The sequence below is a fragment of the Demequina mangrovi genome (genome assembly GCF_000759715.1).
Classification (GTDB): domain Bacteria; phylum Actinomycetota; class Actinomycetes; order Actinomycetales; family Demequinaceae; genus Demequina; species Demequina mangrovi.
In genome coordinates this window covers 96,591-111,957 of the sequence record NZ_BBLU01000006.1, presented here as the reverse complement: position 1 = coordinate 111,957, position 15,367 = coordinate 96,591, and the positions used below count along the sequence as shown (strand labels likewise).

The window sequence follows — 15,367 nt, the reverse complement described above, 5'->3', positions numbered from 1 at the left end:
GCATCGCCCCTAGATCTGACCGGCGAACGTGAGGATCAGCAGCGCGGCGTTGAGGGCGACGATGAGCGCCACGACGGTCCACGCCGCCACCTGGGTGGCACGCGAGTTGACGTGCTCCCCCATGAGCGTGCGATCGGAGGTCAGCCGCACCAGCGGGATCACCGCGAACGGGATGCCGAGGCTCAGCACCACCTGCGAGATCACGAGCGCCCACGTCGGGTTCGCGCCGACGCCCAGGAGCACCAGCGCCGGGATCAGCGTGATCGAGCGGCGCACCCACACCGGGATGCGGCGGTGCAGCAGCCCGCCCATGATCGCGGCGCCCGCGTAGCAGCCGACCGACGTCGACGCGAGGCCCGAGGCCAGCAGGCCGACCGCGAACACGGCCGCGACGACGGGCCCCAGCGCGGCCCCGATCGCGGCGTGGGCGCCCTCGATCGAGTCGGTCCCGGCGACCCCGCGGAGGCTTCCGGCGGCGAGCAGCAGCATGCCGATGTTGACCGAGCCTGCGATGACGAGCGAGATCGCCACGTCCCACTTGGTGGCGTGGAGGAGCCGCGCGAGCCGCGGCTTGTCGTGACCGACGCCGTGGCGGTCGCGCGAGAGCGAGCTGTGGAGGTAGATCACATGGGGCATCACCGTCGCGCCGAGCATCGACGCCGCGAGCAGCACCGTCGGCGCGCCGTCGAAGCGCGGCACCAGGCCGCCGGCCGCCTCGCCCCACTGCGTGTCGGAGACGAGCAGCCCCGCCATGAAGCCGACCGCGATGATCGCGAGCAGGCCCATGATCACGAACTCGAAGTGACGCTGCCCGCGTCGCGACTGCACCGCGAGCAGCCCGAGGGACACGAGCCCTACGATGAGGCCTCCCAGCACCAGCGGGACGTCGAAGAGCAGGTACAGCGCGAGGGCTCCGCCGATCACCTCGGCGAGGTCCGTCATCGCGGCGACGATCTCGGCCTGGCCCCAGTACGCGAGGCGACCGCGTCGCCCCAGCCGGCGGCGCAGGAGCTCGGGCATCGAGTGCCCCGTCACCAGGCCCAGCTTCGCCGAGGTGTACTGGATGAGCACGGCCATGAGGTTCGACATGACGAGCACCCACACGAGCAGGTACCCGTACTCCGCGCCCGCGGTGAGGTTGGCGGCGACGTTTCCGGGGTCGACGTAGGCCACGGCGGCGACGAACGCGGGACCGAGCAGGGTGACGATGCGGCGCACCGGGCCGCGCGAGCGCTCGGCCTCCTCGCGGTTGCGCTCGACCAACGTGTGCGACACCCGGCACGCTCCTCTCCTCGCCGCTCCCTCGCGGCGCGACGTCAGGAAGTTAGGTTAACCGAACTTTCTTGACGCGCACGCCGCGAGCGCGGCGTGCCGTCGGTCCCGCTCGGAGGTCCGGCGCCTTGTCGAGCGTGTCGGTCCCCCGCCCTACCATCGGGGGATGGTCCCGTCCCCCGCGCCCGCCGTCCCCGCATCGTCCCTCCGCGACAGCGCCGAGGCCGCGCTCCGCGCCCTGGTGGGACGCGAGGACGTCGCCCTGCGCGAGGACCAGTGGACCGCGATCGACGCGCTCGTCTCGCGCCGTCAGCGGGCCCTCGTGGTGCAGCGCACCGGGTGGGGCAAGTCCGCGGTCTACTTCGTCGCGACCCGGCTGCTGCGCGAGCGCGGCTCCGGGCCGACCGTCATCGTCTCTCCCCTGCTCGCGCTCATGCGCGACCAGATCGCGGCCGCCGCCCGCGCGGGCATCCGCGCGGCGACGGTGAACTCGGCGAACGTCACCGAGTGGGACGAGATCCACGCCGCGATCGCCCGCGGCGAGATCGACGTGCTGCTGTGCTCGCCGGAGCGCCTCAACAACCCGGCCTTCCGTGACGAGGTGCTGCCCCGGCTGGCCGCGGACGCCGGCCTCGTGGTGATCGACGAGGCGCACTGCATCTCCGACTGGGGGCACGACTTCCGGCCGGACTACCGCCGCATCCGCACGCTCCTCGCCGACCTTCCCGGCGGCATCCCGGTGCTGGCGACCACCGCGACGGCCAACGCGCGCGTGACCGCCGACGTGGCGGAGCAGCTGAGCGTGACCGGGCGGCTGAGCGCGGCCGGGGACGATGCGGCGGCGGAGGTCCTGGTCCTGCGCGGGCCCCTCGATCGCGAGTCGCTGCATCTCGCCGTGCTCGACCTCCCGGACCCCGCCGCGCGGGTCGCGTGGCTCGCGTCGTCGCTGGGCGCGCTCGACGGCTCGGGCATCGTCTACTGCCTCACGGTGTCCGCGGCGGAGGAGGTCGCCTCCCAGCTGCGCACCGCCGGGCTCGAGGTGGCGTCCTACACGGGACAGACCGATCCTGCCGAGCGCGAGCGCCTCGAGCAGGACCTCAAGGACAACCGCGTCAAGGCGCTCGTCGCGACCTCGGCGCTCGGGATGGGCTTCGACAAGCCCGACCTCGCCTTCGTGGTGCACCTCGGCGCGCCCTCGTCCCCGATCGCGTACTACCAGCAGGTCGGTCGCGCAGGCCGCGGGGTCGAGCGGGCCGTCGTCGCGCTGCTCCCCGGCAAGGAGGACCGCGCGATCTGGGAGTGGTTCGGCTCGCAGGCCTTCCCGCCCGAGGAGACCGTGCGCGCGACGCTGGCCGCGCTCTCCCCCGACGCGCCGACGTCCGTGCCGGCGCTCGAGACGCGCGTGGACCTGCGGCGCTCGCGGCTCGAGGCGATGCTCAAGGTGCTCGACGTCGACGGCGCCGTGCGCCGCGTCCAGGGCGGCTGGATCGCGACCGGCGAGGCCTGGAGCTACGACGCCGAGCGCTACGCACGCGTCGCGGCCGCGCGCCGCTCCGAGGAGGCGACGATGCTCGCGTACCAGCGCCTCTCGCCCGAGGATGCCGACGCGTGCCGCATGGCCTTCCTCCGGCGGGTGCTCGACGATCCGGAGCTCGAGGACGGCTGGCAGTGCGGACGCTGCGACGCGTGCGGCGGCGTGACGCTGCCGGCGGCGCCCACCGCCGAGGCCGTCGCGTCCGCGCAGTCAGGTCTCGATCGCGTGGGTGTCGAGATCGTCGCGCGACGCCAATGGCCCACGGGCCTGTCGGCGCTCGGGCTGGACCTGCGTGGACGCATCGCTCCGGCCGAGCAGGCCGCCGCGGGGCGCGCGGTCGCGAGGCTCGACGGCCTCGGCTGGTCGGTGCCGCTGCGCGAGCTGCTCGAGGCCCGCGACGGCGAGGGCCGGCCGCTGGACGGCGAGACGCCCGTCCCGCTGCGCACCGCGGCGGTCCGCGTGCTGCAGGACTGGGACGAGATCTGGACCGACGCCTCAGAGCCCGAGGAGCGGCGCACGATGCTCGACGGCGTCGTGGTGGTGCGCTCCAGCACGCGGCCGGTACTGGTCGAGCATCTCGCGGGCGGGCTCGCGCGTTGGCTGGGCGTCCCGCTGCTCGGCGCGATCGGACCGGTGGCAGAGCGCGAGGCACCCGACCGCCACGACGTGAACTCCGCGATCCGCCTCGGCGGCGTGGTGAAGCGCCTCGCGCTCGACAGCGGCGCCGAGGCGCTCGAGCGGCGCCGCGTGCTGCTCGTGGACGACTCGACCGACTCGGGCTGGACCCTCACCGTCGCGTCGCGGTTGCTGCGGCGGGCCGGCGCGGAGGCCGTCCATCCCTTCGTCCTCGGCGTGCGCTGACGCCGGGGCCCGTCAGTCGGTGAGGCGCGCCTTGATCGCCTCGCCGTGCGCCGGCAGGTCCTCGGCCTCCGCGAGCGCGACGACCTTCTCCCCGACCTGCGCCAGCGCCTCGGCGCTGTAGTCGATGAAGGACACCGCCTTGAGGAAGGCCGTCACCCCGAGGCCCGAGGCGAAGCGCGCCGTGCCGCCCGTCGGCAGCACGTGGTTGGAGCCCGCGAGGTAGTCGCCGAGCGGCACCGGCGAGTGCTCGCCGACGAAGATCGCACCGGCGTTGCGGATGCGCGCCGCGACCGCGCGCGGCGCGGCGGTGTGGATCTCGAGGTGCTCGGCGCCGTACGCATCGGCGACCGCGATCGACTGGTCGATGCCCGAGGTGAGGATCACCGCGCTCTGACGACCGGTGAGGGCCTCCTTGGTGCGCGCGAGGTGCTTGGTCGCATCGGCCAGGTCGCCCAGCTCGCGCTCGACGGCCTCGGCGAGCTCGGGCGAGTCGGTGATGAGCACGGAGCCCGCCATCGGGTCGTGCTCCGCCTGGCTGAGCAGGTCCGCCGCGACCCACCGCGGGGTCGCGGTGCTGTCAGCGATCACCGCGATCTCGGTGGGACCCGCCTCGGAGTCGATGCCCACGAGCCCGTTGACGGCCCGCTTCGCGGCCGCGACGTAGACGTTGCCCGGGCCGGTGATGACGTCGACGGGATCGCACAGGTCCTCGACGCCGTGCGCGAGCATCGCGATCGCCTGCGCGCCTCCGACGGCGTAGACCTCGGTGACCCCGAGCAGCGCGCACGCCGCGAGGATGGTCGGGTGCGGCAGACCGCCGAACTCGCGCTGAGGCGGGCTCGTCACCGCGATCGACGGCACGCCGGCCGCCTGCGCGGTCACCACGTTCATCACCACCGAGCTCGGGTAGACCGCGAGACCGCCGGGCACGTAGAGCCCGACCCTGCCGACGGGAACCCAGCGCTGCGACACGACGGCGCCCGGAGCGAGCTCGACGTCGACGGGCGGCGGGACCGTGGCGCGGTGGAAGCGGCCCACGCGGTCGATGGCCTCCTCGAGACCGTCGCGCACCGCCGGGTCGAGCGTCGCGAGCGCCTCGGTGAGGGCCTCCTCCGGGACGCGCAGATGCTCCGGCACCACCCGGTCGAAGCGCTCGCCGAGCTCGCGCAGCGCCTCGGCGCCGCGGACGCGCACGTCCTCGATGATGGGCTCGACGACCTCGAGCGCGTCGCCCACGTTGACGTCGGCGCGGGGCACCACGTCGAGCAGCTCGCGCGCGCTGAGGTCCTGGTCGCGAAGATCGATCCTGGAAAGCACGTCCTCACTCTAGTGCGGGGTGGTCGCGACGATGCCGCGTCGGCGACGGGCCGGCGCTGATCCGGCCCACCACCCCAGCGCAGCACGACGTACAGCGCCGTGACGTACGGTGAGGAGCGGTGGACACCTTCAGCATCTGGCAGCTGGTGGTGACCGCGATCGCCGCGGTCAGCGCCCCGATCATCGCGCTCCTGGCGCGTGCCTGGTCCGGAGAGTTCTCGCTCCGCACGCTTCACCGCCTCGAGCGGCTGGTCGCGGTGCGCGCCGCGCTCGCGGACCAGGGGCTGGACGCCGGGCCGATCGATCGGCACATCGCGGCGGAGCTCGCTCGCATGGAGACCGATCGGGAGGGCCTCGAGACCGAGGCGCGTCTCGACCGGAAGAGTCCCCTGCGGCGCGAGCTGCTGCGCGAGATCCCGTGGTGGAAGCGTTCGCTGTCGTGCCTCGGCATCGGCTACGGCGTGGCGCTCATCGCTCTCGGGGTCATGCTCCTGTTCTTCGGCTTCGCCCCGCCGGACGGCGGCCCGCAGGACATCGGGTTCGCGATCTTCTCCGCGGTGTTCTATCCGGCGATCGGCCTGGCGGCCTTCGTCCCTGCGATCCGGTGGCGGCGACGCGCTCTCGGGAGGCTCTACGCCGCACACCTGGCCGAGCCGGGCGGCGGCGACACCGGCGCCTGAAACCACATACGCAGCGGCCGTTCTCAGCCGAGAGGCTCGGCGTGCGCCGACAACGAGACCAGGTTGCCTTCGGTGTCGCGGAACCAGGCGACACGATCGCCGTTGGGTGCTGTCCACGCGATGCCGTCCTCGGTCAGCCCGAAGTCCTCGAAGGTCACTCCCGCCGCGATGAGGCGGGCGATCTCGGCGTCGAGGTCGGCGACCTCCCATCCCAGCAGCGTGAAGGGCTGCGGCACGAAGTCGGCAGGGGTGACGATGCGCACCATCGTCCCGCCGGACTCGCACACGAGCGCGAAGCCGTCGTCGCGCACGAACCGCAGCCCGAGGACGCCCGTGTAGAACGCCAGCGCCCGGTCCGGATCGCGGGCGGGCACGAAGGCGACGATCGCGTGCCCGGTCACGCGCCCTCCGCGTGCTCCCCGGCCGGCGTGCGCGCCCTGCCGATCCACCCGAGGTGCGTGTGCTGGAAGTCGTCCGGCAGTTTGAGCCCGTAGCCGAGCCCCCGGTCGACGGCGACGTGGAACCCCCACGCGAGCGCGAGGATCATCAGCGCATCGGCCGAGGTCAGCGCGAAGGCGCCGGCCGCGAGCACGGGGCCGATGTAGTTGTGACCCGCGTTGTAGAGCGTCGCGCCCGCGCGCGTGCCGCCGACGTAGCCGAGCGCGCTGAGATCGAACGCGAGGAACAGCACGAGCGGCCACCACCACGCGTAGCCGAACGCGACCGGTCCGGCCAGCGCGAACGCGGCCGCGAGCGCGACCGACTCGGCGCGCTGCCAGGTGACCGGTGTCATGCCTCCACCGTCGCATGCACGCACGCGGCTTGCCTACCCCCGCGCGAGCGACCACCGATGCCCCATGGGAGGCACCGAGCTCCTGGAACCGACGCTGAGCGCCCCATTCGGGGGTCGGAAGGGAGACGGCCGGGTGAAGTGGGAGGTGACGGGGCAGCGAGACCGGGCGAGCCGGGCGGCGCCGGGCGGGCGCGGGCCTACGCCCCCTGGAGGCAGTTGGGGCCGAGCGCCGCCTTGAGATCGCCGTACAGCGCCGAGGACCGCGCGACGCGGAACTCGTCGCCCAGGCGCATCGTGAGCGACTTGTCGGGGCTGGTGAGCACCATGCGCACCTCGATCGCACCGGGGTGCGAGCGGAGGATGCCCTTGACCTGCTCGACGAGCGGCGGCGTCACGCGGGTCGCGGGCACGGTGATCGCGACCGGCGACGTGTCCTGCACGTTGAGGTTCGGGATCTTCACGTCGACCGCGGAGAACTGGAGACCGCCGTCGCCGCGCTCGCGGCAGCGCACCTTGATGGCGAGCACCGCATCGTCCGCGAGGTCGCGCGCGAAGGTCTCGTAGGTCTTGGCGAAGAACGAGACCTCGGTCTCGCCCGTCATGTCCTCGAGCGTGACGATCGCGTAGGGGTTGCCCGACTTCGCGATGCGGCGGTCGACGCGCGTCACCAGGCCCGCGAGCGTGATCTGCGCGCCCTCCTGGACGCCGTTGGTCGGCGTCGCGTTGAGGATCTGGTGCGAGGCCTCGGAGCGGATGACGTGATCCAGCCCCGACAGCGGGTGGTCGGAGACGTACAGGCCGAGCATGTCGCGCTCGAGGTTGAGCTTGGTCTTCTTGTCCCACTCGTCGAGCGTGGGCACCTCGACGGTCACTCCCCCGCCCAGGTCCTCGACGTCGGCGAAGAGGTCGAACTGGCCGGTCGCCTCCTGGCGCTTCACGCCCACGACGGAGTCGATGGCCTGCTCGTGCACCGCGTTGAGCGAGCGACGGGAGTAGCCCATCGAGTCGAAGGCGCCGGACTTGATCAGGGAGTCGATGGTGCGCTTGTTGCACACCGACGCCGGCACCTTGTCGAGGAAGTCCGCGAACGAGGTGTACGCGCCCTTCTCCTGGCGCGCCTTGACGATCTCCGCCACCACGTTGGCGCCGACGTTGCGGACCGCGGTGAGACCGAAGCGGACGTCGCCGCCGACGGCCGCGAACGTGCCCTTGGACTCGTTGACGTCCGGCGGCAGCACCGTGATGCCCATGCGGCGGCACTCGGCGAGGTACAGCGCGGACTTGTCCTTGTCGGTGCCCACCGAGGTGAGCAGCGCCGCCATGAACTCGGTCGGGTAGTGCGCCTTGAGGTACGCGGTCCAGAACGAGAGCACGCCGTAGGCCGCGGTGTGCGCCTTGTTGAACGCGTAGTCGGCGAACGGGAGCATCGTCTCCCAGAGCGCGTTGATCGCCTCGATCGAGAAGCCGCGCTCGAGCGCGCCGTTCTTGAAGGGCTCGAACTCCTTGTCGAGGATCTCCTTCTTCTTCTTACCCATCGCTCGGCGGAGCAGATCCGCCGCGCCCAGCGTGTACCCGGCGACGATCTGCGCGATGCGCTGGACCTGCTCCTGGTAGACGATGAGGCCGTAGGTGATGCCCAGCACCTCCTTGAGCGGCTCGTCGAGCTCGGGGTGGATGGGCACGATCTCCTGGCGGCCGTTCTTGCGCTCCGCGTAGTTGGTGTGGGAGTTCATGCCCATCGGGCCGGGGCGGTAGAGCGCGAGCACCGCGGAGATGTCCTCGAAGCTGTCGGGCTTCATCTGGCGCAGCAGCTGGCGCATCGCGTTGCCGTCGAGCTGGAACACGCCGAGCGTGTCGCCGCGCGCGAGCAGGTCGAACGTGCCGTCGTCGGCGAGCTCGAGGTCCTCGAGGACCAGCGGCTCCTTGCCGTTGTCGACGATGTTCTCGAGCGCGTCGTCGAGAATGGTGAGGTTGCGCAGGCCCAGGAAGTCCATCTTGACCAGGCCGAGCGTCTCGCACGTCGGGTAGTCGAACTGCGTGATGACCGCGCCGTCCTGCTCGCGCCGCATGATCGGGATGATGTCGATCAGCGGGTCCGAGGACATGATGACGCCGGCCGCGTGGACGCCCCACTGGCGCTTCAGGCCCTCGAGGCCCTGCGCGAGCTCGAAGACCTGGCTCGCGTCGGGGTCCTGCGCGAGCAGCGCGCGGAAGTCCTCGCCCTCGTAGTGGCGGGGGTGCTCGGCATCGGTCACGCCGCTGAGCGGCATGTCCTTGCCCATGATCGCCTCGGGGTAGGCCTTGGTGAGCTGCTCGCCCAGCGAGAACGGCTTGCCGAGCACGCGCGTCGAGTCCTTGAGCGCCTGCTTGGCCTTGATGGTGCCGTACGTGACGATCATGGAGACGCGCTCCTGGCCGTACTTCTCCGTGACGTACTGGATGACCTCGCCGCGCCTGCGCTCGTCGAAGTCGATGTCGAAGTCGGGCTTGGACTCGCGCTCCGGGTTGAGGAAGCGCTCGAAGTAGAGCTGGTGGACGATCGGGTCGATGTCGGTGATCTTCATCGCGTACGCGGCCATCGAGCCCGCACCCGAGCCTCGGCCCGGACCCACGCGGATGCCGTTGTCCTTGGACCACTGGATGAAGTCGGCGACCACGAGGAAGTAGCCCGGGTAGCCCTTGCCCGCGATGACCTCGATCTCGAAGTTCGCGCGCTCCTGGACGTGCGCGGGGATCTCGGGGCCGAAGCGCTCGTGCAGGCCCTTCTGGACCTCCTTGACGAACCACGAGTGCTCGTCCTCGCCCGGCGGGCAGTCGAAGACCGGCATGTAGTCGGCCTTGGTGTCGAACGAGACCTCGCACTGCTCGGCGATCGCGACGGTGTTGTGGAGCGCCTCGGGGTAGTCGCCCCAGATGTCCCACATCTCCTCGGTGGACTTGACGTAGTAGCCGTCGCCCGAGAACGCGAAGCGCTTGCCGCCCTGGTCGTAGGTCGGCTCGTTCAGCGTCGAACCCGACTGCACGCACAGGAGCGCCTCGTGCGCCGTCGAGTCCTCCTTCTTGGTGTAGTGGAGGTCGTTGGTGGCGACGAGCGGGGCGCCGATCGCCTTGGAGATGCGCAGCAGATCCTCGAAGACCCGCTTCTCGATGTCGAGCCCGTGGTCCATGAGCTCGACGTAGTACGAGTCCTTGCCGAAGATGTCCTGGAACTCCGCGGCCGCCTTGAGCGCCTCGTCGTACTGGCCCAGGCGCAGGCGCGTCTGCACCTCGCCCGACGGGCAGCCCGTGGTCGCGATGATGCCCTTGGAGAAGCGCTGCAGCAGGTCGCGGTCCATGCGCGCCTTGTAGAAGTGCCCCTCGAGCGACGCGTACGACGCGAGGCGGAAGAGGTTGTGCATGCCTGCGGTGTCGCGCGCCCACATGGTCGCGTGCGTGTACGCGCCGCCCGAGCTGACGTCGTCCGACTCCTGGCCGCGGTCGCCCCAGCGCACGCGCGTGCGGTCGCCGCGCGCGGTGCCGGGCGTGAGGTACGCCTCGAGGCCGATGATCGGCTTGACGCCGGTGGCCTGCGCCTTGTTCCAGAACTCGTAGGCGCCGAAGAGGTAGCCGTGGTCCGTGGTGGCGATGGCCCGCTGACCGAGGCGCTCGGCCTCGCTGAAGAGGTCGCCGATCTTCGCCGCGCCGTCCAGCATCGAGTACTCGGTGTGGACGTGGAGATGAACGAAATCCTTACCCGGCATGGCGATGATTCTAGGCGCGGCGACCGACACCGCCCACCGCGTGTCGCGGTGTCCGGGGAATCAGCCGTCCGCCCGAAGGAAGGGATAGGGCGTGAAGTCCTGCGCGACGTAGAGGCGGTCCCGGTCGCGATGGTCCGGGATGTCGCCGTCGTACCCGTACGAGGCGAAGAACGGCTCGGGATCGTCGATGGGCTCCATGCCGGCCACGGCGTTCGCCGGGCAGTACCAGAGCGTCGTGCCACCCTCGGGAGGATAGGACGATGCGTTCCCCGCCCAGCACTCGCCCATGTCGGGAGGCAGGTCGTAGTCCGCGTCGGTCAGCGCGCGCGGGTCCTCTTCCATGAGCTCACGCAGGTACACGTACGCGCCGTCCGGGCCGCCGACCATGGGGAGGTCGACGGTGAAGCACTCCTCGGGGCTGTCCGCCACGGACGGGCACCACTCCCCCTCGATGTCGAGGAAGCTCGCCTCGCCTCCGCCCGGGTTCTCGGTGGCCGTCTCCGACGGCGCGGCCGAGGGCGACGGCGACGCGGTGAGCTCCTCGTCCGCGGCCGATGCCGTGGCGGCCGCGGTGGGCGACTCCTCCGCGACGGCCACCACCGCCGATGCCGAGGCCCCCGGTGGAGAGCCCGTCACCGACGCATCGTCCGACGATGCCGCGGCGCAGGCCGCGAGCGCGATGACCGCGCCGACGACGACAGCCGCGCGCACCAGCAGAGAACTGTGAGCTCCCATGACCCCGCCCCCCGGGACGCCATGGCGGGATCCGTACCCGCGCCACGTCGACGCTACGCCGCGCCCCGACCGCCCACCAGGGCCTCGCCACCACACGCAGGAATCACGCGTGCGCGAGGACTGGAACAATGTCCCGGTGAGCGAGGACACCAGGCCCCGGCGGAACCGGCGCGGACGCGGCGGACAGCGCCGGGACGATGCACGGCGCGCGGGCGCGCCCGGCCAGGCCTCGCATCGTCCCCAGGTGAGCCGCCGTGCGCTCGAGGCTGCCGCCGCCAAGCGCGCCGCCGTCGAGGTGCCCACGATCGCGTACCCCGAGCAGCTGCCGGTGAGCGCGCGCCGCGACGAGATCGCCGCCGCGATCCGCGACCACCAGGTGGTGATCGTCGCCGGCGAGACCGGCTCGGGCAAGACCACCCAGCTGCCCAAGATCTGCCTCGAGCTCGGCCGCGGGCGCGCCGGGCAGATCGGCCACACGCAGCCCCGCCGCATCGCCGCGCGCTCGGTCGCGGACCGCATCGCGGAGGAGCTGGGCACGGAGCTCGGCGGGCTCGTCGGCTACCAGGTGCGCTTCACCGACCAGAGCTCCGACTCGACGCTCGTCAAGGTGATGACGGACGGCATCCTGCTCGCCCAGATCCAGCGCGACCCCGACCTGCTCGCGTACGACACCCTCATCATCGACGAGGCCCACGAGCGCAGCCTCAACATCGACTTCCTGCTCGGCTACCTCACCAACCTGCTGCCGCGGCGCCCCGACCTCAAGGTGATCATCACCTCGGCGACCATCGACTCCGAACGCTTCGCCCGCCACTTCGCGGCCGGCGGTCCCCTCCCGGCGCGCGAGCCGGTGATGGACGATGCGGACGATGCCGACGCCGGCGAGGACCGCGAGCGCGACCCTCGTGAGGCCCCCGTGGTCGAGGTCACGGGCCGCACGTTCCCCGTCGAGATCCTCTACCGCCCGCTCGAGGGCGCGACCAAGGGCGACGAGAAGGACCTCGTCACGGGCATCGTCGACGCATGCGACGAGCTCATGACGTGGGGCGACGGCGACATCCTCGTGTTCCTCTCGGGCGAGCGTGAGATCCGCGACGCCGCCGACGGGCTCGAGGCGCATCTGGGCGACCGCGCGCGGAACCCGCGGCACCCGCGCCGCGTCGAGATCCTGCCGCTCTACAGCCGCCTCAGCGCGGCCGATCAGCACCGCGTCTTCGAGCGCCACACGTCCCGGCGCATCGTGCTCGCGACCAACGTCGCCGAGACCTCCCTCACGGTGCCCGGCATCCACTACGTGGTGGACCCCGGCACCGCGCGCATCTCGCGCTACTCGAAGGCCACCAAGGTGCAGCGCCTCCCCATCGAGCCGATCTCCCAGGCCAGCGCGCGCCAGCGCTCCGGCCGCGCGGGCCGTCTCGCCGACGGCATCGCGATCCGCCTGTACTCGGAGGAGGACTTCGACGCCCGACCCCCCTTCACCGAACCGGAGATACTGAGGACTTCGCTCGCGAGCGTGCTGCTGCAGATGATCTCGGTCGGCGTGGTCGAGGGCCCGGACGACATGGCACGGTTCCCGTTCGTCGAGCCGCCGGACACGCGCGCGATCCGCGACGGCGTGCAGCTCCTGTCCGAGCTGGGCGCGATCAGCGTCCGCGAGGGTCGCACCTCCCTCACCGAGACCGGCCGCAAGCTGGCCCGCCTGCCGATCGACCCGCGTCAGGCCCGGATGATCGTCGAAGGCGCGCGCCACGGTGTCGCGCGCGAGGTCGCCGTCATCGCCGCCGCGCTGAGCATCCAGGACCCGCGCGAGCGTCCCACCGAGAAGCGCGAGGAGGCCGACCTCCTCCACCGCCGCTTCGCGGACCCCTCCTCCGACCTGCTGTCCTACCTCAACCTGTGGGAGCACGTCCGCGAGCGTCAGCACGCCCTCTCGGGCAACCAGTTCCGGCGCCTGTGCAAGTCCGAATACCTCAACTTCCTCCGTGTCCGCGAGTGGCAGGACCTGGTCCAGCAGCTGCGCGACGCGGCCAAGGCGATCGACATCGAGATGGCGTACAGGAAGCCGTCCCCTGTGGACGATGCGGAGGGCACCGGCGCGCTGCGGCACGTCTGGGACGACGACGGCATCCACCGCAGCATCCTCGCGGGCCTCCTGTCGCAGGTGGGCGCGCAGGACGTGCTCCAACTCAAGGCGAGCTCGTTCTCCCACCTCAAGGGCGAGGCGCGCGCGAAGGAGATGCGCAAGGCCCGCAAGCGCGCGTCGAACGAGTTCATCGGCGCGCGCGGCATCCGCTTCGCGATCAACCCCGGGTCGCCGCTGTCGAAGAAGCCGCCGGAGTTCGTCATGGCCGCGGAGCTCGTGGAGACCTCGCGGCTCTGGGCGCGCGACGTCGCCCGCATCGATCCCGCGTGGGCGGAGGAGCTCGCGGGTGACCTCGCGAAGCGGACCTACAGCGAGCCGCACTGGAGCTCCAAGCGCGGCGCCGCGATGGCGACGGAGAAGGTGCTGCTCTACGGCGTGCCCATCGTCGCCGACCGGCCCGTGCTGTGGGCCAAGGTGAACAGCGAGGACGCGCGCGACCTCTTCATCCGTCACGCCCTGGTCCAGGGCGAATGGACCACGCACCACGGCTTCTGGCGCCGCAACCAGCGGGTGCTCGAGGAGGCGGCGGAGGTCGAGGCGCGCTCGCGCACGCGCGGCGTCATCGCCGACGAGGAGACGCTGTTCGCGTTCTACGACGCGCGCCTGCCCGAGTCGATCGTCTCCGCACGGCACTTCGACCGCTGGTGGCAGGGCGCGCGCCGCGAGGACCCCGAGCTGCTCACGCTCACGCTCGACGAGCTGGTCCCCGAGCACGCGGCCGTCGACCCGTCCCAGTTCCCCGAGCGCTGGCCCCAGCTCGACCTCGAGCTGCCGCTCACCTATCAGTTCGAGCCGGGCACGGCCGCCGACGGCGTCACGGTGCACATCCCCGTGGGCGTGCTCTCGCGCGTGGTCGAGGCCGGCTTCGACTGGCTGGTGCCGGGCATGCTCCCCGAGCTGGTGACCGCGACCGTCCGCGCGCTGCCCAAGCCCGTCCGCCGGCTCCTGGTGCCCGCCCCCGACGCCGCGCGGGACATCGTCGCCTGGCTGGCCGCTCACGTGCCCGCCTGGGTGGACGTCGCGCGCGCCGGCGACATGGCCGAGCCCTTCCGCGAGGCCTTCACCCGGGCCGTGCGCGACCTGCGCGACGTGGAGATCCCCGAGGACGCGTGGGACGGCCTCGACGAGCGCCTTCCCGGCCACCTCCGCATGACCTTCCGCGTGGTCGAGCCGGGCGGGCGCGGCCAGCGCATCCTCGACGAGTCGCACGACCTCGTCCACCTTCAGCGTCGGCTCGCCCCGCAGGCGGAGGCCGCGGTCCGCACGGCCGTCCAGCGCGCCGCGGACGCCGCGACGCGCGGCAAGGGTCGGAGGGACGATGCTCCGGCCGCCTCCCCGCATCCCGTCGCGTCCGCCCCCGGCGGGACCCCCGCATCGTCCGCGCGCCCCGCCAGCGCCGCCGTCGCCGAGGTCGACCCGCTCACCGCGTGGCCCGCGCTCGACGCGCTGCCCGACGAGGTCGAGGGCACCGTGCATGGTGTGGTGGCACGCGGCTACCCGGCCATCGTCGAGGAGCGCAAGGACGGCGTGCGCGCGGCGCTCCGGGTGCTCGCCGACGCGACCGAGCGCGACGCCGCCCACGCCCGCGGCGTCCGCCGCCTGCTGCTCGCCGAGCTCGCGCTGCCGGTCAAGCGGGTCACCACCCGCTGGACTCCCGCCGAGTCGCTCGCGCTCGGCGCGTCGCCGTACCGCTCCACCGAGGCGCTGGTGGACGACCTCCAGCTCGCGGCCGTCACCTCGCTGGCGCCCGAGGCGGGACAGGTGCGCGACCGCGTCGCGTACGAGGCGCTCCGCACCCAGGTCAAGGACCGGCTCGAGGACGCCGTGCTCGACGTCGCGCGCCAGTGCGCCGCCGCGCTGACCGCGGCACGTGAGCTCGACGTCGCGGTCCGCGGTGCGACGTCGCTCGCGCTGCTGGCCACCCTCCAGGAGCTGCGCGAGCAGTCCGCGGCGCTCGTGGGCGACGGCTTCGTGCGCACCACGCCCGCGGATCGGCTCCCGCACCTCGCGCGCTACCTCAAGGCGGGCGCGCATCGTCTGGAGAAGGCGCAGGCGGACCCGCAGAAGGACGCCCAGCTCGCGTGGCAGATCGCCCAGGTCACCGAGGCCTACGACACCGTGCGCGCGGCTCACGCCAAGGGGCGCATGGCGCCGGAGACCGCGGCGGCCCTCGACGGCGTGCGCTGGATGATCGAAGAGCTCCGCGTGTCGCTGTTCGCGCAGCGGCTCGGCACCGACGGGCCCGTGAGCGAGCAGCGCATCCGCAAGGCGCTCGCCGCGATCGGCTAGCGT

9 protein-coding genes are annotated in these 15,367 nt (G+C 72.3%); 3 read left to right on the top strand and 6 right to left on the bottom strand.

Features of this window, described 5'->3' with window-relative positions:
• Window positions 1-9: 9 nt before the first annotated feature.
• Complete coding sequence (locus tag TR42_RS07170; RefSeq protein WP_268871162.1) at window positions 10-1,275, bottom strand: Nramp family divalent metal transporter; 1,266 nt, start codon at window positions 1,273-1,275, stop codon at window positions 10-12.
• A 163-nt stretch (window positions 1,276-1,438) separates the two neighbouring features.
• On the opposite strand from TR42_RS07170, the gene TR42_RS07165 reads away from it, so the two are divergent.
• A complete protein-coding gene (locus TR42_RS07165) occupies window positions 1,439-3,667 on the top strand; it encodes a RecQ family ATP-dependent DNA helicase (RefSeq protein WP_042214406.1) in 2,229 nt (742 codons plus the stop codon).
• 12 nt (window positions 3,668-3,679) lie between these two features.
• Here TR42_RS07165 and hisD read toward each other — a convergent pair whose 3' ends face one another.
• Entirely contained in the window at window positions 3,680-4,984 is a 1,305-nt protein-coding gene (gene hisD, locus TR42_RS07160) for a histidinol dehydrogenase (RefSeq protein WP_042214404.1), read from the bottom strand.
• Between the two features lie 119 nt (window positions 4,985-5,103).
• On the opposite strand from hisD, the gene TR42_RS07155 reads away from it, so the two are divergent.
• Window positions 5,104-5,664, top strand: a complete 561-nt coding sequence (locus TR42_RS07155) for a hypothetical protein (RefSeq protein WP_042214402.1) — start codon at window positions 5,104-5,106, stop codon at window positions 5,662-5,664.
• A 23-nt stretch (window positions 5,665-5,687) separates the two neighbouring features.
• Here the strand turns inward: TR42_RS07155 and TR42_RS07150 are convergent, their stop codons facing one another.
• The 4 genes from TR42_RS07150 to TR42_RS07135 form a co-directional block, all read right to left on the bottom strand.
• Window positions 5,688-6,065: a VOC family protein gene (locus TR42_RS07150; RefSeq protein ID WP_042214400.1), complete on the bottom strand. Its 378-nt coding sequence runs from the start codon at window positions 6,063-6,065 to the stop codon at window positions 5,688-5,690.
• Window positions 6,062-6,457 (bottom strand): DUF4260 family protein, encoded by a 396-nt coding sequence (locus TR42_RS07145; protein ID WP_042214398.1) that lies wholly within the window; start codon window positions 6,455-6,457, stop codon window positions 6,062-6,064. Before TR42_RS07145 ends, TR42_RS07150 begins: the two co-directional genes overlap by 4 nt.
• Window positions 6,458-6,654: 197 nt before the next feature.
• On the bottom strand, window positions 6,655-10,197 hold the full coding sequence (gene dnaE, locus TR42_RS07140) for a DNA polymerase III subunit alpha (RefSeq protein ID WP_042214396.1): 3,543 nt from the start codon (window positions 10,195-10,197) through the stop codon (window positions 6,655-6,657).
• Window positions 10,198-10,257: 60 nt separating this feature from the next.
• Entirely contained in the window at window positions 10,258-10,932 is a 675-nt protein-coding gene (locus TR42_RS07135; RefSeq protein ID WP_152570562.1) for a hypothetical protein, read from the bottom strand.
• Here TR42_RS07135 and hrpA point away from each other — a divergent pair.
• Window positions 10,931-15,364 (top strand): ATP-dependent RNA helicase HrpA, encoded by a 4,434-nt coding sequence (gene hrpA / locus TR42_RS07130; RefSeq protein WP_081953235.1) that lies wholly within the window; start codon window positions 10,931-10,933, stop codon window positions 15,362-15,364. The two genes, TR42_RS07135 and hrpA, sit on opposite strands and share 2 nt — an antisense overlap.
• The last annotated feature ends 3 nt before the right edge of the window (window positions 15,365-15,367 follow it).

Coding starts and splice junctions, on each gene's coding strand:
- dnaE (WP_042214396.1), bottom strand. CDS start 10,197: ATGCCGGGTAAGGATTTCGTTCATCTCCACGTCCACACCGAGTACTCG.
- TR42_RS07135 (WP_152570562.1), bottom strand. CDS start 10,932: ATGGGAGCTCACAGTTCTCTGCTGGTGCGCGCGGCTGTCGTCGTCGGC.
- hrpA (WP_081953235.1), top strand. CDS start 10,931: ATGACCCCGCCCCCCGGGACGCCATGGCGGGATCCGTACCCGCGCCAC.
- TR42_RS07145 (WP_042214398.1), bottom strand. CDS start 6,457: ATGACACCGGTCACCTGGCAGCGCGCCGAGTCGGTCGCGCTCGCGGCC.
- TR42_RS07165 (WP_042214406.1), top strand. CDS start 1,439: ATGGTCCCGTCCCCCGCGCCCGCCGTCCCCGCATCGTCCCTCCGCGAC.